Genomic DNA, 19050 nt, shown 5'->3' with positions numbered 1-19050 from the left:
GGAGCTGGCCGGGCTCCGGTCGCCGATCGGTCTCGACCTGGGGGCGCGTACCCCGGAGGAGACGGCGCTGTCCATCGCGGCGGAGATCGTGGCCATCCGGCGGGGCGGCACCGGGGTCCCCCTCACCGGCGCCCACACCCCGATCCACCGCCACGACGCCGCGCCCCCACCGCCCGCCGTCGCACCCGCATCCGGGCCCACGGGCAGGACCGGCCCGAGGGCGTGACGGCGGTGCCGCCGACGCGGTGATCCCCCGCAGCTCAGGCCCTCAGGGCTGCCGCAGCAGGGTGTTCACCGCTCGTCCGAACACCTGACGGGAGACCGACCGCAGCGCGGGGTCGCAGAAGGCGGGGAGGAAACGCACCCGCAGGTCCTCGCGCCACAGGACACGGGTGCGGCCGCCCGACCCCGGACGGACCTCGATCTCCGCCCAGCCCCGGACCACCCGGCCCCGCTTCTCCAGGCGGCACAGGCCCGGGGAGCCGGGGCCCGGGGGCCGCCACACCGTCACCTCCATCGGGTCGTCGAAGGAGAGCGGGCCGAGACCCGAGCGGGCGACGACGACCGTGCCCTGGCCGGTGGGCGGGGGAGTGGTCACGGTGATCCGGGTGAAGGGCACCGCCGCTCCGTGGCGGTGCCACTCCGTGAGCCGACGCCAGGCCTCGTCGAGCGGGAGGGGCGCCGTGCGCTGGAGTTGGAAGATGGCCACGGAAGGATCCTAGGGAATCCCGCCCGCCCGGCGGCCCGGGCGGGGGGAGGGCTCACCCGCCCGGCGCAATCGGTGCGCGCGTCACCGGCCGGCCGGGGCCGGGGCCGGCCGAGGCCCGGGGCGGAAGGGCAGCACCTGACGCATCTCGAACTCCGTGCGCTCGGCCACCTCGCGGGCCTCCGCCACGACGTCCCCCCGTTCGCGCACCAGGCCCTCGTAGACCGGGAGACCTTCGGTTCCCCCGAAGCCGCCGGCGTCGGCCCGAGGGGCCGCGGGGCTCTGGGCGGCCCGGTGGTCCTGAGGAGACTGCGCGGGCTGCGCGGGCTGTGAAGTCTGCGCGGGCTGTGAGGTCTGTGCGGTTCCACCGTTCTCGGCGGGGTGGGGATTCACTGGGGACGGCCCTTCGTTGTGGGGTTGTTCCGGGGTGGTGCCCGACTGCATGAAAAAGGGCCGCTTCTCGCGTCCCGTAGGGATCAGCGTCCGATGGCCGCCGCGGTGTTACACGTCTCGGGGAAATGCCCTGGATGAACCCCGATGGGAAGGCGTCTCCCCGGACATGGAAAGGAGGCGTTGCGGGCTGCTCGTGGAAGCTCGCAACGCCCCCTGGCATCACCTGAGGGGTGCTCAGGAAATCTGGTGCCGCACATCGACCCGTGCCACCGCTACGGGCCGAGCCGGGCCGTGGCCTTCCCGGAGAAGGGGGCCGACAGGGTGTACACGCCCGGGGATCCGGCCGCGACGAGCGCGGCGGCCTGCTCGGCGCGGTTGAGTCCGGACATCGGTCTCCTCGTCGTTGCCGGTGGGGGGTCGCACGGGGTGGGGGTTCAGCACGGGGACCGGGCCACCGGTCTCCATGTGCCCGGCGAGCGGCACGGATTACGCTACGCGCCGGAGCGCGCGCCCCCAATGAGGGAAGCCCCTACGGGAGCCGGACAGGGAAAACCCTCGGTCGTCGGCACCTGAACTCCCCCTCCACCCCGGTCACTTCGTACGGCGGCCCGCCGCCAGCCGGACGATGTCCACCCGCGACCGGATGCCCAGTTTCCGGTACACCCGGGTGAGGGTCGCCTCGACGGTCTTCACGCTGATGAACAGCCGGCCGGCGATCTCCCGGTTGGTGGCCCCCTCCATCACCAGTGAGGCCACCTGCCGTTCCATCGAGGCCAGGCCGTCCAGCGCGGCCGGGGTCGCCGGGGCGGCGGGCGCGGACTCCGGTGCCACCGGACCGGCGGCCACGGCCGCGTCCACCTGGCGCAGCCAGGGCAGCGCACGGCAGCGCCGGAACAGCCGGGCGGCCTCGCCGTACGGGGCCGGCCCCGGGCCCCGGGCCCGCAGCCGGGCCAGCGCGAACGCGGCCCGCGCCTCCTCCAGGCCGAGGCCCAGCGCGCCCAGCCGGCCCTGCGCCGACGTCAACTGCACCCGGGCGGCCTCGTGTTCGCCACGCGCCGCGCGTACCAGCGCCTCGGCGCGGTCGAGTACGGCCAGCACGCTCGAGCGGTTCAGGCGCCGTGCGTGCACCCGGGTGACGTCGATGAGTTCCTGCGCCTCCCCGGGTTCGCCGATCCGTACCAGCGCCTCGGCGAGATCGCCGTGCCAGCGGCCCCGCGCTGGGTCGTTGATGCCCATGCCGCGCTCCAACTCCCGCACCCGGCGCAGCGAACGGACCGCGGCCGCGGCGTCCCCGGCGACCAGCTGGGCGTAGCCCAGGGCGGCCAGGGCGAGGGAGAGGTACATCTGGTCGCCGTCCACCTCGGCGTGGTCCGCGGCCTCCCGGGCCAGTGCGAGCGCCCGGTCCACGTCCCCGCCGGAGGCCTCCGCGAGGGAGGCGAGCATGGCCGAGGCGCTCTCGCCGATCCCGGAGTCCCGGGCCAGCCGCAGGCTCTCGCGGGTCAGGTCCAGGGCCCGGCCGCAGTGCCCGGAACGCAGTTCGGTGTCGGCGAGCAGCCGCAGGAAGTGCACCTCGCTCTCGACCATGCCGCGCCGCCGGGCCTCCCGCAGCAGCCCGGTGATGCTCCTGCGGGCCTCGGGCAGCCGGTCGCTCATCAGCAGCCAGCGGAACCTGGCCGACGCGGCGCCGTTGTGGTGGCAGGCCACATCGGGGTCCTGGGGCTCCTGCAGGGCCCGCTCGATGGTGGCGGGCGCGTCCGGGTGGCCCATCAGGGTCTCGGTGGAGGACTGGAAGGCGAGCGCCATCAGCTCCGTGCGCCGGTCCCCGCCGCGCGCGGCCAGTTCCGCGGCGTGCGCGGTCTCCAGCCGGGCCTTGGCGAAGTCGCCGTCCACCACCACCTCCCGCCAGGCCAGCTGGTAGTGGACCAGGGCGAGCAGCCGCGGGTCGTCGCCGGCGTCCGCCAGCACCTGCGGGTAGACCGCGTCGACCTCGCCGAGTGCCTGCCCGGCCGCCTCGATGACCACCATCCACGCCCGCACCCGCTCCGCGGGCACCGTGGCCCGGGTCAGCACCTCGCGCGCGATGTCCCGGGCGAGATCCACCTCACCGGCGGTGATGGCGTCCTCGGCGGCCTGCAGCCGCCGCTCGTCCGGACTCGGCGCGCCGCGCCCCGGCCCGCCGCCGCCCGGCGCCGGGTCCGTCCGCGGGCCGTCGGCCGGCGGGTCCACCGGGGTGTGGCGGGCGGCCAGCAGCCCCAGCGAGGCCGCGACCGAGGGCGCGCCCCGGTCCCGGGCCAGCGCGGCGGCCTCGGCGAGCCGGGCCGCCACCTCCGGATCGGTGCCGGTCGTGGCCAGGGCCAGATGCCGGGCCCGCTCGATGGGGTCGGAGGCCGCCGTGGACAGCGCGGCGTGCGCGGCCCGCCGCTCGTGCGCCGGGGCCTCCGCGTACAGCGCGGCCGAGATCAGCGGATGCGCGAAACGCAGGGCCGGCTCCTCCGGGTCGGTCGCCAGCAGCCCCAGCGCGGCGGCCTGGGCCGTCTCCTCCTCGGCGTGCTCCCGGCCGGCCGCGCGCAGCAGCGCCGGCGTGGGGCGGGCGCCGACACTGGCCACCAGCAGGGTGCGGCGCGCCTCGTCCGACAGCATCTCCAGCCTGCTGAGCACCAGGGCCCGCAGCGAGGTCGGCACCGGCAGCGGCTCGCCGGGACGGGGGCGGGCGGGGCTCTCGGCCAGGGCGCGGCCCAGTTCGAGGGCGAAGAGCGGGTTGCCGCCGCTGGTGCGGTGGATGTCACGGACGGTGCTGCGGGACAGGCCCGTGTAGCCGCGGTGGTCGAGCAGCGCGGAGACCTGGACACGGGAGAACGGGCCCAGCCGCACCACGCGCGTGTCCGGCGGGCAGGCCCGCAGATGACGGTCGTACTCCTCCTGGCCCTCCGTACGCACCGCGCACAGCATCTGCACGGGGGTGTCGCCGAGGCGCCGCGCGGCGAACCCGAGAAGCTCCGCGCTGGCCGGATCCAGCCACTGCAGATCGTCGGCGACGACCAGGACGGGCCCCTCGGCGGCGAGCGCCCGCAGGGTGGACAGCACCGCCAGGCGCAGCGCCAGGCCGTCCCGCTGGAGGGTCGACTCGCCGCGGCCGGTGAGCGCCGACTCCAGGGCGGTGCGCTGCGCGGCGGGCAGCGCACCGGAGACCCGGTCCAGGACCAGACCGAACAGATCGGCCAGCGCCAGGAACGGGAGATGGGATTCGGACTCGGTGGCCGAGCAGCGCAACACCGTGGGCGCCGCTCCGGCGTTTTCCGCCGCAAGTGCCCGCAGCACGGTCGACTTTCCTATTCCGGCGGGCCCGTGGAGCAGCACACTGCCCCCTCGGGCGAGCTGTCCGCGCGCCTCGGCGAACGGCTCCTCCCGGCCGATGACCAGGTCGGGGCGGCACCTGGCAGGCTCCTTGAAGTCCCCTCGCACGGTCACCGCTCCCCTCCTGTGTCGTGTCCTGGCCAATATTAGGCAACAGGCCCTTTCTTTTCGGAGGGACGGCGTGGTGAGGGAAATAACAGCGGGCCGCGCGAAGGAAATCCAAAGCCCCGGGACACCGGTAATGGCGGCCGCGCCGACCGCCCCCGTCGGGCCGGCCGTCACCTGTCCGCCCCTTCCTCGCGGCTCCCGCGTGCCCGTCCCCCGTTCGCGGGTAGTGAGACTCGCATCACGGACTGCACGATGGGGCAGAGGCCGCCCGGCAAGGTCCGGCACCGAGGAGGACAGATGACGACGGCGACGGAGGAGTTCCGCAGGGCCCGGGACTTCCTGCTGGAACACCGCGACGACTACGCCACCGCCTACGAGGGGTTCCGCTGGCCGCGCCCCGAGCGGTTCAACTGGGCGCTCGACTGGTTCGACGTGATCGCGGACGGCAACGACCGCACCGCGCTGCACCTCGTCGAGGAGGACGGCGAGCAGACCAGGCTGTCCTTCGCCGCACTGGCCCGCCGCTCCGACCAGGCCGCGAACTGGCTGCGCCGGCAGGGCGTACGCGCCGAGGACCGGGTGCTGGTCATGCTCGGCAACCAGGCCGAACTCTGGGAGACCGCGCTCGCCGCGATGAAACTGCGCGCCGTGGTCATCCCCGCCACCCCGCTGCTCGGCCCCGCCGACCTGCGCGACCGCGTCGACCGGGGCCGCGTCCGGCACGTGATCGTCCGCGCCGCCGACACGGCGAAGTTCGACGAGGTGCCCGGCGACTACACCCGGATCGCGGTCGGCGCGGGAGCGGGCGACGCCTGGCTCCCGTACGAGGACGCCCACGGAGCTGCCGAGCACTTCGCACCCGACGGGCCCACCCTCGCCGACGACCCGCTGATGCTGTACTTCACCTCGGGCACCACCGCCCGGCCCAAGCTCGTCGAGCACACCCACACCTCGTACCCCGTCGGGCACCTGGCCACCATGTACTGGATCGGGCTGAAACCCGGCGACGTGCACCTGAACATCTCCTCACCCGGCTGGGCCAAGCACGCCTGGTCCAACCTCTTCGCCCCGTGGAACGCCGAGGCGACCGTCTTCCTGTACAACTACGCGCGCTTCGACGCCGTCCGGCTGATGGCAGAGATGGACAGGGCCGGCGTCACCACCTTCTGCGCGCCGCCGACCGTGTGGCGCATGCTCATCCAGGCCGACCTCACCCGGCTGCGCACTCCGCCGCGCGAGCTCGTCGCCGCCGGTGAGCCGCTCAACCCCGAGATCATCGAGCGGATCCGGCGCGCCTGGAACGTGACGATCCGCGACGGCTTCGGCCAGACCGAGACCGCCGTCCAGATCTCCAACAGCCCGGGCCAGCCCCTCAAGACGGGCTCCATGGGCCGCCCCGGCCCCGGCTACCGCGTCGCCCTCCTCGACCCGGTCTCCGGCGTGCCCGCCGCCGAGGGCGAGATCGCGCTCGACCTGTCCGACCGCCCGGTGGGCCTGATGGCCGGCTACCACGGCGACCCCGACCGCACCGCGGAGGCCATGGCCGACGGCTACTACCGGACGGGCGACATCGGCGCACGGGACGAAGACGGCTACATCACGTATGTCGGGCGCTCGGACGACGTCTTCAAGGCGAGCGACTACAAGATCAGTCCGTTCGAGCTGGAGAGCGCCCTGCTGGAGCACGAGGCGGTCGCCGAGGCGGCCGTGGTGCCCGCCCCGGACGAGCTGCGCCTGGCCGTGCCCAAGGCGTACGTCGTGCTCGCGGAGGGCAGGCGGCCCGGCCCGGACGTCGCGAGGGAACTCTTCGAGCACTCCCGCAAGGTGCTCGCCCCCTACCAGCGGATCCGCAGACTGGAGTTCGGCGCACTGCCCAAGACCGTCTCCGGCAAGATCCGCCGCATCGAGCTGCGCGAGGCCACGGCGGCGGGCTCCGACGCCGAGTACCGCGAGGAGGACTTCCGGTGACCTCTTCCCCGGTGCCCCCGGACCGGCGTTGACCGGAAAGGAGAAGGCCTCCCGCCCTGGACCGCAGGGGGGGAGGCCTTCTTCGTCGAGCGCCGGGCAGGCCTTGCACCTGCATTTTCCCGCAGGAAGCGGGACGTCTTTCCTTGGACCACCGACGCATCGCCCGCCACCGTGAATCCGGCGGCGTGGACAAGATCCACTGTACCCCAGTCGGAGCGGGCGGCGCACCACGCGTACGGCCCCGTGTGAAACGGAAGCCGGGCCAGGGCCGCGACTCGTGTGCACAATCCGCAGCAGAAACCCTCGAATCGTGTCATATTGCCATGCCTCGTCCCATCCCAGCGGAGAGTGCAGCCATGTACCACGGTGCCCACCGCTTCCCCCCGACGGCCGCCCCGCAGCGGGCACCGGGCCGAAGCCCGTCGGAGACAAGGCTGTTCAGCGGCGTCTACGGGCTCGTCCTGGCCAGTGCGCTGGCGGCCGCGCTCGACTCCCCCGGCGAGGCGTCCGACCCCGGATCGGACGCGCTGTGGGTCCTGCTCACCGCCCTCGCCTCCGCGGCCGCCCACGGCTACGCCCACGTCATCGCGCACCGGATGTCGGCGGACCGCGGCAGTGCCTGGGTCGGGCTGCGCGCGATGCTCGCCGAATGGCCGGTCGTCGCGGCGGCCGCCCCCACCGTCGTGCTGCTGCTGACCGCGGTGCCCTCCTGGTGGAAGGAGGCCGAGGCGGTGAACGCCGCACTGGTGCTCAACACCCTGCTGCTCGCCGGATGGGGGATGTGGACCGCGCGCAGCGTGGGCCGCGGCTGGGCGGCCTCGCTCCGGGCCGGAACCGCCGACATGCTGATCGGCCTGGTGATCATCGTGGCCAACGCCCTGATCAAGTAGTGGCTGCGGCCGCCGGCGTCCAGGTCGCCGCCGAACGCATTCCGCCCGTGCAGGCCGCCACCTGGCATGCCGGGCAGCGGGCGCTGCTTTTGAGCCGTGCTGCCTGGCTCTGTCCGGGAGGACGGGCAGCCCTCGTTCACGGGGACGGTCAACAGCACGTCGCACCGCGAGCCTTGGGCGACGAGCCGCTGTCCGCAGGTGCCCGATGGCTCCTGGTCCTAGACTGGCCTTCAGTGCGGATCCCCTCAATTTTCCCCAACGGGGCGGAGGAGGTGAGGCGTGATGGCGAAGGTGCTTTTCGTGGTCACCGGAGCCACGTACCTGGTCCTGAAGGACGGCACGAGGTACGCCACCGGCTACTGGGCGGAAGAGTTCGCGCAGCCGTACAAGGCGATCACGGAGGCAGGCCACCAGGTCGTCGTCGCGACGCCCGACGGCGTGACGCCGACCGTCGACATGATGAGCCTGCGCCCCGCCATGGCCGGCGGTGAGGAGGGAGCGCTCGAACTGGAAGCCGTCATCCGTTCCGCGGAGGTCATGCGACGGCCGATCAAACTCTCGGACGTGCGGCTGCAGGACTACGACGCGGTGTACCTGCCCGGAGGCCACGGCCCGATGCAGGACCTGTCGGTGGACGCCGACGCGGGACGGATACTGACCGAGCAACTCGCCTCGGGCAAACCACTCGCCATCGTGTGCCACGCTCCTGCCGCGATGCTGGCCACCAGGATCCACGGCGAGTCGCCCTTCAGGGGCTACCGGGTCACGGGCTTCACCAATGAAGAGGAGGAGGCTGTCGGGCTGGCCGACAAGACGCAGTGGCTCCTCGAGGACGAGCTCAAGGAGAAAGTCGGCGTCGAGTACAGCCGGGGCGACATGTGGAAGCCGTACGTGGTCGAGGACCGCAACCTGATCACCGGGCAGAATCCCCACTCCGCCGAAGTGCTCGCAGAACGGCTGCTGAAAACCCTCGGGTGAGAGCTCTCCTGAGGTGAGGCTGCGTCCGACCTGATCGCGGCTCCGCTCGGGGAGACGGACGGCCATCGCGAACTCGCCCTTCCCGTCGTTCCCGGGACCTTCACCGAACGGAGCGGAACCGATGCAGGAGTTCCTCGTCGAAATCACCACGACGATCCCTGAGGGGACCAGCCAGGACGAGGTCGACCGGCGAAGGGCGGCCGAGGCGGTCCGCGCGGGGGAGCTCTCGAAGACCGGCAATCTGGCTCGACTGTGGCGTCCCGTCGGCGAGTTGCGCAGCATCGGGGTCTGGCGGGCCGCAGACGAAAAGGAACTCCGGGAGAAGGTGCTCGGCACCCTGCCGCTGCGTCCCTGGATGACTCTCACCGTCACCCCGCTCGAACCCCACCCCAACGACCCCGGGCGGGCCACCGACGGAACGGGGTGAGGGCAGAACTCCCACAGCCACGGGCCGCCGGGCAGTGGTGCCCGTGTGCCGGGGGGTGAGGCGTCGCTCCTCACAGGTCCAGCACGATGCCCTCGGTGGGTCGGGAGCAGCAGATGAGGATGTTGCCGTCGGCGGGGGGCTCGACCGGGTCGGGAGCGTACTGCACTGCCCCGGACATGAGGGCGAGTTCGCAGGTGTGGCAGACGCCGGTCCGGCACGACCACCTGACGGGGACGTCGCAGGCTTCGGCGAGTTCGAGCAGGGACTCCCGGGCGTCGCTCCAGGGGACCTCGAGACCGCTGCGGGCGAAGGTGACGGGGGGACCGGTGCCCGCCCGCCCGGCGGGCTGGTGGGGTGCGGCTGTCGCCGCGCCGTCGATCCCGGGAGTGAGGGACGGACCCGCGCCGAAGCTCTCGGTGTGGATGCGGGAGGCCTCCAGGCCCGCGCCGACGAGGGCGGAGGTGACGCTGTCCATGAAGGCCCCGGGGCCGCACAGGTAGGCGTCGGCGTCGATGGGCAGCCCCAGGCCGGGAATACGGTCGCCCGACAGGTGGCCGGTGTCCGTGTAGTCGACGTCCCGGCGGTCTTCGGCGGTCGGTGTGCTGTAGTAGATCCTCGACCGGGCCCGCGGAAGCATGCCGACCAGTTCCCGGCTCTCCCGGGCGAAGGGGTGCTCCGTGCCGTCATGGGCCCCGTGCAGCCACCACACCTGGCGGCCGGAGCGGTCGCGGGCGAGTGCGTGCAGCATCGCCAGCACGGGAGTGACCCCGACGCCGGCCGACAGCAGGACCACCGGGTTGTCCCCGGCGGTCAGGCAGAAGGTACCGCGGGGCGCCGCGACGTCGAGGTGGTCGCCGGTGGCTACGTGGTTGCGCAGGCGGTTGCCGGCCGCGCCGTGGATTTTGGCCTTCACGCTGATCCGGTACGTTCCGGTGCCCGGTTCGCCGGACAGTGAGTAGCTGCGGATCAGCGGCGGCGCGTCCCCCTCGGGCGGGACCTTGACCGTGACGAACTGCCCCGGCAGCGCCGTCGGCAGATCCGCACCGTCGGGGGCGGCCAGCGACAGGGAGAACACGCTACGGCTCTCGGGCTGGATGCGGGTGACGACCAGCGGGCGGAAGCCCGGCCAGGCCGGGCGTGGGGCGGTGGCCGCGGCATTCAGCCCGGCGCTGCCGGACGTTGCGGCGGCCTCGTCGTCCCCCTGGTCCAGCAGGGCCTTCATGGACGCCTGCCATCCGGGGCTGAGCGCGGGGATCCGCAGGGCACGTTCGACCTGGCGGCGGGTGTGCCCGGGCAGGTAGAGCACCCGATCGATCTCCTCGACGGTCATCGCCTCGGGGCCGGTGGAGACCTTGACGATCTCCTGCCCGGCTTCGACCTCGCCTTCCTCGAGCACGCGCAGATAGAAGCCGGGCCGGTGGTGTGCCACCAACAGTGCCGCCATCCGCGGCTCGCCCATCCGCAGGCCGACCCGGTAGCAGGTCACCCGCGGCTGGGTGACCTCGAAGAGCGCGTCGCCGATGCGGTAGCGGTCACCGATGCAGACCTCGTTGTCCGGCAGGCCGTCGACGGTGAAATTCTCCCCGAACTGACCTGGTCGGAGATGGTCGCGGCCGAGTTCGCGAGCCCAGAAACGGTAGGAATCGGTCTGGTACACGAGCACTGCCCGCTGCTCGCCCCCGTGACCGCCCCGATCGCCCTGGCCGTCGCCGTCGATGTTCAGCCGTCGCACCATCCGCGGCCCGGACACGGGCCTCTTGTAGACGCCGGTGTGTACGGTCCTGCCCTGCCAGGGGACGTCCTTCGGCATACCGACGCTCAAGGCTCTCAACGTGGCCACCCTGCCACCTCCCTTGCCGGGGACCGCTCCGGGGAACACCCGCGGCCTCGCCCGGGTGCCCACTGGCCCCAGGCTCTCGCCCGCACCGGCCGCCGAGTCCATGACCTTCGAGGAGAGCCCTCACGACCGTGCGGCCCGACGCCACGAGGACGACGCGGCAAGCATCCCCACCGGCCTCCGGGAAAGCGTACCCACGCGAACCGGCGCACCGCATATACGGACGAGGCACGACGTATCCTCGCCGACGGCACCAGTGCCTGCGTCCGCTGTCGGCCTGATGCGGGCCTTCGGCATCGCCTTCGGTGGCCGGCCCACGCCGGCCACCGAAGAAATCCGACCGAGTTCCCCGTGTGCCACCCAGGGGCCCTCCCAGGTGAACCGGCCGCCCTCCGCGACGTCGCCGCCGCCACCGCAGCCGGGAATCCGCGCGAGGGGGACGAGGGGAGGCTCGCTGATGCTCGACGAGTTGCCCGACCGGCTCGTAGCAGGTCGGGCCGGGTGACCGAAAGACCCCCGTGCGCCCGGGGTCGCCCCGGCTCCCCGGTGCCCGGCAGTGGTCGTACGAGGTGTCGGCTGTGAACGACAGGTCGGGCCGACCGGCCGGCTGACGGATCGCCGCCCCCATCCGACAGGGAGTCGCTCATGACCACAGCGCGGGACCTGGTGATCGTCGCCATCGACACACCGTCCACTTCTCCCGTGGAGCGGGGCGACCTGTCGCTCACCCTCGCGGGAGCGGAGCTGATCGACCTCATCGGCGCCGAGGCCCTCACCCTGGACGGCGACCGCGTCCTGCCGGGCCTGCCGCCTCCCGTCGACGACCGTCTGCTGAGCGAGGCCGCGTCCTCGCTCGTCCGGCAGGCGCCCTACGAGTCCGTCGAGGACTGGCTGTGGCGCCGGGGCCGCGATCCGGCAGCCGCGTATCTCGCCGCTCTGGAGGAGGAGGCGCTGGTCACCCGGCCACGCGCCCGCCGGGTGCTCCGGGACGATCCGCCGACCGTGGCCGACTCGGCGGCCCGTCGACGGGCGGCGGACCGCTGGACGGCGAGTGAACCGGTGCCGGCCGGCCCGGCGGCCACCGCGGGCCTCGGGGAACAGCCCGTCGGCGGCCTGGTCGTCGGCGAACTCGCCGACGACCGGGCCGTCACCGTACTGGCCGCGGTCAACGATGCCGTCATGGAGCTGGAGGCCGTACGGCAGCGCAGAGCGATCGAAGACGCGGCCTTCGACAACGTCTGGCGAGGGACGTGACGTTTTCCGCAGGGGTCGGCCGGCTCACTGCAGGATCCCGAGCCGGTCAGCGCTCTGCTCGTGGTGCGGGCAGGCCGTCAGGCTTCCCTCCCGGCTGACGGAGTCTTCGGACGCTTCCGCGCATGCACAGGCGCGGCCACCGGTCGAGGCCGTGCTCGCTCTCCTCGGCGCGGATCCGTCGCAGACCGGGCGTGAGCTCTGCCTCGGTCAGTGCGCGGAAGCCGAGTCGGGTGTAGTACGGGGCGTTCCACGGGACGTCGGCGAACGTGGTCAGCGTCAGGGCGGTCAGGCCCTCCGCGCCGGCCCGTCGCGCGGCGTGGGCGATCAGGGACCGGCCCACGCCGCGGCGCGCGGCCCGCGGGTGGACGGAGACCTGCTCGACATGGAGCGCGGCGTCCACCGGCTCGGCGATCAGGTACGCGGCGGGCCGGTTCCGTGCGTCGGCCGCGACCCAGCAGTACCCCGCCCGACGGTGGTGCTCGAGGGTGTCCAGGGCGGGCGGTTCGTCGTCGGCGACCTCCGCCATGCCCAGGGCGCGGAAGGGAGTGCCGGCGGCCCGTTCGATGTCCTGGAGGACGGGCAGCTCCTCGGGGGCGGCAGGGCGGATGCGCATGTGCCGAGTATCGGACGGGGGCGGCGGGCGCGTCGCCGGTTTCCGGATCCGGTGGTCAGGCCCGGGTGGCGTCCAGTGCCTCGGCCGGGGCGTTCACCGGCTGCGGGGCGCCGGTGAGGTCGAGCAGGAACAGCGGGACGCCGAGGCGGTCGGCGCGGCCTCGGGCGTCCGGGGGGTACCCGGTGAGGGAGAAGTACAGGCACTGGGCCGACTCCGTCATGGCGGTCAGCCACAGGCACTCCACGTCCCGCGGGGTCGCCCGGCGCGCGGACGGGTCGAGGAGGACGACGACACCCCGGCCGGCCAGCCCGATGCCGGACGGGGGACGCCGCTCGGCCCGGCGGATGTCCCCGTGGCCGAGCTGCCGCAGGTACAGCACGGTGGCGGTGACCGCGTCGCGGGTGCTGCGGATCGGTACAGGAGGGAGGGCGGGGCGCGGAACGGCGCCGGTGTCCCGAGGTCCGGGTGTGGGTGCGCCGTCCGGGCGGAGCGTGGTGTCCGGCGCGGGTCCGGCGTCCGGAGCGGGCGCGGCGGCGGGGCCGGTCGAGGTCTCCGGGACGGCCAGCGGGAGCCGCAGGAGCGTCCCGCACGGGCAGCCGAGCTCCGGCCGCGGCCACTCGCCGGGCCGCCCGCAGTCCCCGCAGCGCACGGTGACCCAGTCCTCCTGCCAGACGCGGTGGACGACCGGTACGGGCACCGCGTTCCCGTCCAGGGGCAGAGTGACGGGCGCGCCGCACACGCAGGGGTACGACGGCGCCGTGTAACGGTGTGCGCTGCGACAGGCCGGACAACGCACGGACACGGACACGCTCTCGGGCATGGCCCCACCCCTCTTGTTCCCGGACGACTTCACCTCGGGCCGGCCCCTCCATCGTCCTCCCGTGCGCCCGTCCTGTCCGGCGGTTGCCGTTCCCGGACGGCCCTCGTGCCGTTCCTCGGCATCGGCGGAGGTCGGAGCTGTAGCTGCTGTCCCTGACGTCGCCCGGAACTCCCCCGAGCGGGGCCCGCCGCCCCCGTGTCGGCGGGCCCCGCGTACGAGATACGTGCCCGTCGGAGGGGGTGCCCGAAGCGTCCGAAGTCCGGTTCAGCCTGGTCTTGCGAGGAACCCTGGGCGTTCACGCCCGGGAGGAATCGCATCCCTGCGGGAGCGGGGCGGAGCACCGCAATGCTGTGCCCGGGCGGCGGAAGTTTCCCGTGTTCGAATGCGCGGCCCCGCAGGGGCCGGTTAGCCTCGCGGGTGTGAAGCTGGTGGTGCAGGTGAAGCTGCTGCCGACGCCCGCGCAGGCGGCGGCGCTGGAGGCGACCCTGCGCGCCTGCAACGAGGCCGCCACCTGGGTCAGTGACGTTGCCTTCGAAAAGGATGTGAAGAACAACTTCGCGCTGCGCCGGCACACCTACACCGAGCTCAAGGAGCGGTGGAACCTGGGCGCGCAGGCCGCCCAGCACGTGATCAAGAAGACCTGCGACGCGTACGCGACACTGCGGGCGAACCTGAAGGCCGGAAATCTGGGCCGACCGGGCTCGCACCGGTACCGGCGGGCCACGCAGAAGCCGATCGGTTTCCGGCCGACGGGCGCCCAGCCCTACGACGACCGGATGCTGTCCTGGCAGACCGACCGGCGCCGGGTGTCGATCTGGACGACTTCCGGGCGGGTGAAGGACGTGGCGTTCACCGCCTCACCGGAGCAGCTGGCCACCCTGGCCCTCTACCGCAGGGGCGAGTCCGATCTCATCTGCCGGGACGGCCGGTGGTTTTTGAATGCCACCTGCGAGGTGCCCGAGGCGCCGCCGAACACGGAGCCGGTGGACTTCCTCGGCGTCGACCTGGGCATCGTGAACATCGCCACCACCTCGGACGGCGAGATCATGGCCGGGCGGGAACTCAACCGGATCCGGGCCCGCGAGCGCAACCTGCGCACCAAACTGCAGCGGAAGAACACCCCGTCCGCCCGGCGGCGGCTGAAGAGACGGCGCCGCAAGGAGGCGCGGCGGGCGAAGGACATCAATCACAAGATCGCGAAACATGTGGTGGCCGAGGCAGAACGCACCGGCCGCGGAATTGCCCTGGAGAATTTGACGGGCATCCGCGGGCGGGTACGGCTTCGCAGGCCCCAACGGGCCACCCACTCCAGCTGGGCCTTCGCCCAGCTGGGGGCGTTCATCGCGTACAAGGCCCGCCGGGCGGGGGTGCCGGTGGTGTACGTCGATCCGGCGTACACCTCCCGGACCTGCGCCGAGTGCGGGCACCTCGACCGGGCGAACCGGGTGTCCCAGGCCCGGTTCGCGTGCCGGTCCTGCGGATTCGTTGATCACGCGGACCGGAACGGCTCCCGCAACATCCGCGCGAGAGCGTGGGAGTTGTGGCGACGCGGGGCGCAGTCAACCGCCCCAGACCCACCTCCCGGACCGGGACGTGGGACAGGACGCAGACGCAGCACCACCGCCAGTGGCGCCCGTTGTGCAAGCCCGTCGCCTTAGCGACGGGTAGTTGACAGCTGAATTTGAGGGTGCCGTAGGCGGGCTACGGCCGCTGCCGTACAACCGGGGTACCTGGAACGGCCGTACGTCCCCGCCCCCACTCAGGCCTCGTGGTGCTCCGACAGGCCCGGCCAGTCGTCGGGGCCGCCGCCCTGCCACTCGATGAGGTCGGCCTCCTCGACATCGGTCACATAGAGGTCCGCCAGCCGCAGGATCTCGCCGACGTCGTCGACGTGCGAGGCGACGCCCAGCGTCTCGTCGCCCGAGGTGACCCGCCGCGAGCCGTCCAGGGCCGGCGCGTGTACCACGATGTGCGGTTGCCCGGTGGGATGTGCCATGTTCCCAGGCTCCTGCCCACCGGGCGGATCCGCACCCCGGCCGCTGGGCGCATCAGGGCCGTTGGGCCCTCCCGTCGGTCCCCGGAATGGACTGTTCGGCCCTGTTCGACCCCGGTACCCCGCAAAGGATCATGTGGCAGCGGCCGGGAGACGTCGCGTCCACTTCGGTCGGCTCGGCGTCTCCCGGCTCGTCGACGACGTGTACGGACATGAGCGGAAGGGCAGGGCGCCGACGGTGGACGAGGGGCAGATACGAGAGAGGCAGGGGGTGGGGATCGCGGAGGGGCACGCCGTTGCTTCCGGCGCGGAGACGCCCGGACATCACGGGGGGACCGCTCCCGGGACCGCGCGCCCCTCGTGGGTGGAGTGGCTGACGACCACCGACCACAAGAAGATCGGGACGCTCTACCTGATCTCCGCGTTCGTGTTCTTCGTCGTCGGCGGTGTGCTGGCACTGCTGATGCGCGCCGAGCTCGCCCGGCCCGGACTGCAGATCATCTCGAACGAGCAGTTCAACCAGGCGTTCACGATGCACGGTTCGATCATGCTGCTGATGTTCGCGATGCCGTTGTTCACCGGGTTCGCGAACTGGATCATGCCGCTGCAGATCGGCGCGCCGGACGTGGCCTTCCCCCGGCTGAACATGCTCGCCTACTGGCTGTTCCTCTTCGGTTCGTCGATCGCGGCGAGCGGCTTCCTCACCCCGGACGGCGCTGCCAGCTTCGGCTGGTTCCTCTACGCCCCGCTCTCCGACGCCGTCTACTCGCCGGGCGTGGGAGCCGACCTGTGGATCATGGGCGTGGCGTTGTCCGGCTTCGGCTCGATCCTGGGCGCGGTCAACTTCATCACCACGATCCTCTGCATGCGCGCCCCGGGCATGACCATGTTCCGCCTGCCGATCTTCACCTGGAACGTGCTCCTCACCAGCGTGCTGGTCCTCATGGTGTTCCCGGTCCTGGCGGCGGCGCTGTTCGCCCTGGAGTACGACCGCAGGTTCGGCGGCCACATCTTCGACGCGGCGAACGGCGGGGCGCTGCTGTGGCAGCACCTGTTCTGGTTCTTCGGCCACCCCGAGGTGTACATCCTGGCCCTGCCGTTCTTCGGCATCGTGAGTGAGATCGTCCCGGTCTTCTCCCGCAAGCCGATGTTCGGCTACATGGGGCTGATCGGCGCGACCATCGCCATCGCGGGTCTGTCGTTGACCGTCTGGGCGCACCACATGTACACCACGGGCGGAGTCCTGCTGCCGTTCTTCTCCTTCATGACCTTCCTGATCGCGGTCCCGACCGGGGTGAAGTTCTTCAACTGGATCGGCACCATGTGGAAGGGCAGCCTCTCGTTCGAGACGCCCATGCTCTGGACCGTGGGCTTCCTCGTCACGTTCCTCTTCGGCGGGCTGACCGGCGTCATCCTGGCCTCGCCGCCGCTGGACTTCCACCTCACCGACTCGTACTTCGTCGTCGCGCACTTCCACTACACGGTCTTCGGGACGGTCGTGTACGCGATGTTCGCCGGATTCCACTTCTGGTGGCCGAAGTTCACCGGCAAGGTGCTCGACGAACGCCTCGGGAAGATCACCTTCTGGACGCTCACGGCGGGTTTCCACCTCACCTTCCTGGTCCAGCACTGGCTGGGCGCCGAGGGCATGCCCCGCCGCTACTCGGACTACCTGGCGGCCGACGGCTTCACCGCCCTCAACACCCTGTCGTCGATCGGGTCGTTCCTGCTCGGCATGTCGCTGCTGCCGTTCTTCTACAACGTGTGGAAGACGGCCAAGTACGGCGAGAAGGTCGAGGTCGACGACCCCTGGGGCTACGGCCGCTCCCTGGAGTGGGCCACGTCCTGCCCGCCCCCGCGGCACAACTTCACCTCCCTGCCCCGCATCCGGTCCGAATCCCCGGCCTTCGACGTGCACCACCCGGAGATCGCCGCTCTGGAGAGGGTGGGCTGAGCCGTGTCCCATCCAGTCCTGGCGCTCGGCGCCGCGGCGGTGACCACGGCCGGCTCCGTCTGGTACCTGCCGGCCCTCGTCGACCTGCGCGCGGGGGCCGACCGGCCCGCGTCCCGTCGTGCCGAGGCGGTGGCCTGCCTCAGCGGCTGGAGCACGGCAGCCGTCGTCGCCGTGCTCCTGCTCGTGACAGGGGGCTGGTGGCTGCCCTGTGCCGCGGCCCTGACGGGGTCGACCGTCACGGCCGGCCTCCGGGCCCGTGCCGTCGTCCACCGTCGGCGCGGCGCCCGGGAGGCGGCCCGCCTCTGGACACAGCTGCGCGATCCCGGCCCCGCCCGCACACCGGAGGAGTGAACGACAAGGCCCCGGGGCGGTGACCTCGCGGCCGCCTCACGAGCCACGGCAGCCGGCACGACTGGCGACCACTCCGTCTCCGCCGTCCTGCGGAGGGCCGCGGGGGAGTCCGTTAAGGTCGTGCCGGAGCCGATGCCATGGGGGCGCAGTGCGACTGAGAGTGGAGTTCACGACCGAGCCCTTCGACCTGGACGAGACGCCCGCGCACGCGGTGGTGGCCCGGGAGGTCGTGGAGGCGGCCGAGCTGGACTCGGTGGACGTCGGGCCGTTCGGGAACACCGCGCAGGGCGGCGCGGACGCGGTGCTCACCGCCGTCGACGCCCTGCTGCGCCGGTCCCTGGAGGCGGGCGCCACCCGGATCTCGCTCCAGGTCAACGTGGTCGCGGAGGGCGGGGAATGAGCGGCGCGGCGGACGAGCCGTTCATCGCGGCCGTCAAGCCACTCGTCGACGCCATGGGCGGGCAACTGCTCCCACCCGGCGAGGCCGGTCCCGACGACGTCGTCCTCGTCTGGGAGGGGGTCGAGGCCGTCGCCGTGCGCCTGCCCCGGTTCGCCGACTCCCTCGACCACATCCTCGCCGCCCTCGAACGCCGACAGGGCAGACCCCTCGCCGAGCTGGACCGCAAGGCCAAGCAGGAGATCGTACGGAGCCTGGAGACGCGCGGCGCCTTCGCCGTACGGCACGGCGTGGAGACCGTGGCGAGCGCGCTCGGCGTCAGCCGGTTCACCGTCTACAACTACCTCAACCGCGAGAAGGGCTCCTGAGCCCCGGGCGGCGTGGTGACCGTCCGCAGGTTTTCAACAAACTGTTGACGTGACGGTCCGTGGCGGCGTTAGCTGTCGGCACGCCCGTTCAGCACCGAGGCCGCTCGCGGCCAAGGAGGCCACCGTGACGTCCACTGCCACGCCGCCGGGCCTGGCCCGCTTCAACGCGCTGGAGGAGCCGGCGGCCCTCGCCGCCCTCCACGAGACGTGCGCCTCCACGACCTGGGCCCGCCGACTGCTCGCCGGCCGCCCCTACGCCACCGCCGGCGACCTGTATGCCGCCTCCGACGCCGCCCTGAGCGGGCTGAGCGCGGCGGACCTTTGGGAGGCGACGGCCGGGCACCCGCCGATCGGCAGGCCCCGGCCCGGCGACCCGGCCTCGGCGCGGGAGCAGAGCGGGATGACCGCCGCGACGGACCGGCTCAAGGCGGAGATGCTCGAACTGAACCTGGCCTACCAGGAGAGGTTCGGCCACGTCTTCCTCGTCTGCGCCACCAGCCTGACCGGCGAGCAGCTGCGCGACGCGCTGACCGAGCGCATGGGCAACACGCCGGAGCGGGAGCGCGAGACCGTCCGCACCGAACTGGGGAAGATCAACCGGATCCGTCTGGCCCGACTCGTCGACGAGGACTGACGCAG

At 72.6% G+C, this 19050-nt stretch carries 19 protein-coding genes; 12 read left to right on the top strand and 7 right to left on the bottom strand.

Features of this window, described 5'->3' with window-relative positions; translation table 11 throughout:
• Nucleotides 1–226 (top strand): XdhC family protein (locus ACWEQO_RS32810; RefSeq protein ID WP_452986248.1); only part of this gene is annotated, 226 nt, incomplete at its 5' end.
• 42 nt (nt 227–268) lie between these two features.
• Here ACWEQO_RS32810 and ACWEQO_RS32805 read toward each other — a convergent pair.
• The 3 genes from ACWEQO_RS32805 to ACWEQO_RS32795 all read right to left on the bottom strand — a co-directional run bounded on the left by ACWEQO_RS32805 (nt 269) and on the right by ACWEQO_RS32795 (nt 4567).
• Nucleotides 269–709, bottom strand: coding sequence for an SRPBCC family protein (locus ACWEQO_RS32805; RefSeq protein ID WP_452986247.1), 441 nt, complete (start codon nt 707–709; stop codon nt 269–271).
• Nucleotides 710–790: 81 nt separating this feature from the next.
• On the bottom strand, nt 791–916 hold the full coding sequence (locus tag ACWEQO_RS32800) for a hypothetical protein (RefSeq protein WP_452986246.1): 126 nt from the start codon (nt 914–916) through the stop codon (nt 791–793).
• A 774-nt stretch (nt 917–1690) separates the two neighbouring features.
• Nucleotides 1691–4567, bottom strand: coding sequence for a helix-turn-helix transcriptional regulator (locus tag ACWEQO_RS32795; RefSeq protein WP_361455538.1), 2877 nt, complete (start codon nt 4565–4567; stop codon nt 1691–1693).
• Nucleotides 4568–4858: 291 nt separating this feature from the next.
• On the opposite strand from ACWEQO_RS32795, the gene ACWEQO_RS32790 reads away from it, so the two are divergent.
• From ACWEQO_RS32790 to ACWEQO_RS32775, 4 genes are all read left to right on the top strand, one after another.
• A complete protein-coding gene (locus tag ACWEQO_RS32790) occupies nt 4859–6529 on the top strand; it encodes an AMP-binding protein (protein WP_452986245.1) in 1671 nt (556 codons plus the stop codon).
• Between the two features lie 356 nt (nt 6530–6885).
• Complete coding sequence (locus ACWEQO_RS32785) at nt 6886–7419, top strand: hypothetical protein (RefSeq protein ID WP_452986244.1); 534 nt, start codon at nt 6886–6888, stop codon at nt 7417–7419.
• Nucleotides 7420–7701: 282 nt separating this feature from the next.
• Nucleotides 7702–8397: a type 1 glutamine amidotransferase domain-containing protein gene (locus ACWEQO_RS32780; RefSeq protein WP_361455546.1), complete on the top strand. Its 696-nt coding sequence runs from the start codon at nt 7702–7704 to the stop codon at nt 8395–8397.
• A gap of 121 nt (nt 8398–8518) precedes the next feature.
• Entirely contained in the window at nt 8519–8824 is a 306-nt protein-coding gene (locus ACWEQO_RS32775; protein ID WP_361455549.1) for a muconolactone Delta-isomerase family protein, read from the top strand.
• Between the two features lie 70 nt (nt 8825–8894).
• On the opposite strand, the gene ACWEQO_RS32770 is transcribed toward ACWEQO_RS32775, so the two are convergent.
• Nucleotides 8895–10646 (bottom strand): MOSC domain-containing protein, encoded by a 1752-nt coding sequence (locus ACWEQO_RS32770; RefSeq protein WP_452986243.1) that lies wholly within the window; start codon nt 10644–10646, stop codon nt 8895–8897.
• A gap of 660 nt (nt 10647–11306) precedes the next feature.
• On the opposite strand from ACWEQO_RS32770, the gene ACWEQO_RS32765 reads away from it, so the two are divergent.
• Nucleotides 11307–11915 (top strand): GPP34 family phosphoprotein, encoded by a 609-nt coding sequence (locus ACWEQO_RS32765; protein WP_452986242.1) that lies wholly within the window; start codon nt 11307–11309, stop codon nt 11913–11915.
• Nucleotides 11916–11961: 46 nt separating this feature from the next.
• Here ACWEQO_RS32765 and ACWEQO_RS32760 read toward each other — a convergent pair whose 3' ends face one another.
• Together ACWEQO_RS32760 and ACWEQO_RS32755 are read right to left on the bottom strand one after the other, a co-directional pair.
• A complete protein-coding gene (locus tag ACWEQO_RS32760; RefSeq protein WP_452986241.1) occupies nt 11962–12528 on the bottom strand; it encodes a GNAT family N-acetyltransferase in 567 nt (188 codons plus the stop codon).
• Between the two features lie 55 nt (nt 12529–12583).
• The gene (locus ACWEQO_RS32755) at nt 12584–13348 is read right to left on the bottom strand and encodes a hypothetical protein (protein WP_452986240.1); all 765 of its coding nucleotides are present in this window, start codon (nt 13346–13348) and stop codon (nt 12584–12586) included.
• Nucleotides 13349–13767: 419 nt separating this feature from the next.
• Between ACWEQO_RS32755 and ACWEQO_RS32750 the strand changes: the two genes are divergently transcribed.
• Nucleotides 13768–15006, top strand: a complete 1239-nt coding sequence (locus ACWEQO_RS32750; RefSeq protein ID WP_452986239.1) for an RNA-guided endonuclease InsQ/TnpB family protein — start codon at nt 13768–13770, stop codon at nt 15004–15006.
• 101 nt (nt 15007–15107) lie between these two features.
• Here ACWEQO_RS32750 and ACWEQO_RS32745 read toward each other — a convergent pair whose 3' ends face one another.
• Nucleotides 15108–15344, bottom strand: coding sequence for a hypothetical protein (locus ACWEQO_RS32745; protein ID WP_361455557.1), 237 nt, complete (start codon nt 15342–15344; stop codon nt 15108–15110).
• A gap of 274 nt (nt 15345–15618) precedes the next feature.
• On the opposite strand from ACWEQO_RS32745, the gene ctaD reads away from it, so the two are divergent.
• The 5 genes from ctaD to uraD all read left to right on the top strand — a co-directional run bounded on the left by ctaD (nt 15619) and on the right by uraD (nt 19045).
• On the top strand, nt 15619–17295 hold the full coding sequence (ctaD, locus tag ACWEQO_RS32740) for an aa3-type cytochrome oxidase subunit I (protein ID WP_452986250.1): 1677 nt from the start codon (nt 15619–15621) through the stop codon (nt 17293–17295).
• 3 nt (nt 17296–17298) lie between these two features.
• On the top strand, nt 17299–17646 hold the full coding sequence (locus tag ACWEQO_RS32735) for a hypothetical protein (protein WP_361455562.1): 348 nt from the start codon (nt 17299–17301) through the stop codon (nt 17644–17646).
• 148 nt (nt 17647–17794) lie between these two features.
• On the top strand, nt 17795–18046 hold the full coding sequence (locus tag ACWEQO_RS32730) for a hypothetical protein (RefSeq protein WP_361455565.1): 252 nt from the start codon (nt 17795–17797) through the stop codon (nt 18044–18046).
• Nucleotides 18043–18411 carry a helix-turn-helix domain-containing protein gene (locus ACWEQO_RS32725; protein WP_361455568.1) on the top strand — a complete coding sequence of 123 codons (369 nt, stop codon included), beginning with the start codon at nt 18043–18045 and terminating at the stop codon, nt 18409–18411. Before ACWEQO_RS32730 ends, ACWEQO_RS32725 begins: the two co-directional genes overlap by 4 nt.
• A gap of 124 nt (nt 18412–18535) precedes the next feature.
• Nucleotides 18536–19045 (top strand): 2-oxo-4-hydroxy-4-carboxy-5-ureidoimidazoline decarboxylase, encoded by a 510-nt coding sequence (gene uraD / locus ACWEQO_RS32720; protein WP_452986238.1) that lies wholly within the window; start codon nt 18536–18538, stop codon nt 19043–19045.
• Nucleotides 19046–19050: the final 5 nt, after the last annotated feature.

The sequence above is a fragment of the Streptomyces sp. NPDC004051 genome, assembly GCF_053604275.1.
Note: the sequence above shows the minus strand (reverse complement) of the source record. Positions and strands in the feature narration are given on the sequence as shown.

What these genes read in the sequence shown, in the direction of transcription:
- ACWEQO_RS32760 (WP_452986241.1), bottom strand. Translation starts at nt 12,528, where the DNA reads ATGCGCATCCGCCCTGCCGCCCCCGAGGAGCTGCCCGTCCTCCAGGAC.
- ACWEQO_RS32745 (WP_361455557.1), bottom strand. Translation starts at nt 15,344, where the DNA reads ATGGCACATCCCACCGGGCAACCGCACATCGTGGTACACGCGCCGGCC.
- ACWEQO_RS32780 (WP_361455546.1), top strand. Translation starts at nt 7,702, where the DNA reads ATGGCGAAGGTGCTTTTCGTGGTCACCGGAGCCACGTACCTGGTCCTG.
- ACWEQO_RS32725 (WP_361455568.1), top strand. Translation starts at nt 18,043, where the DNA reads ATGAGCGGCGCGGCGGACGAGCCGTTCATCGCGGCCGTCAAGCCACTC.
- ACWEQO_RS32790 (WP_452986245.1), top strand. Translation starts at nt 4,859, where the DNA reads ATGACGACGGCGACGGAGGAGTTCCGCAGGGCCCGGGACTTCCTGCTG.
- ACWEQO_RS32765 (WP_452986242.1), top strand. Translation starts at nt 11,307, where the DNA reads ATGACCACAGCGCGGGACCTGGTGATCGTCGCCATCGACACACCGTCC.
- ACWEQO_RS32785 (WP_452986244.1), top strand. Translation starts at nt 6,886, where the DNA reads ATGTACCACGGTGCCCACCGCTTCCCCCCGACGGCCGCCCCGCAGCGG.
- ACWEQO_RS32775 (WP_361455549.1), top strand. Translation starts at nt 8,519, where the DNA reads ATGCAGGAGTTCCTCGTCGAAATCACCACGACGATCCCTGAGGGGACC.
- ACWEQO_RS32755 (WP_452986240.1), bottom strand. Translation starts at nt 13,348, where the DNA reads ATGCCCGAGAGCGTGTCCGTGTCCGTGCGTTGTCCGGCCTGTCGCAGC.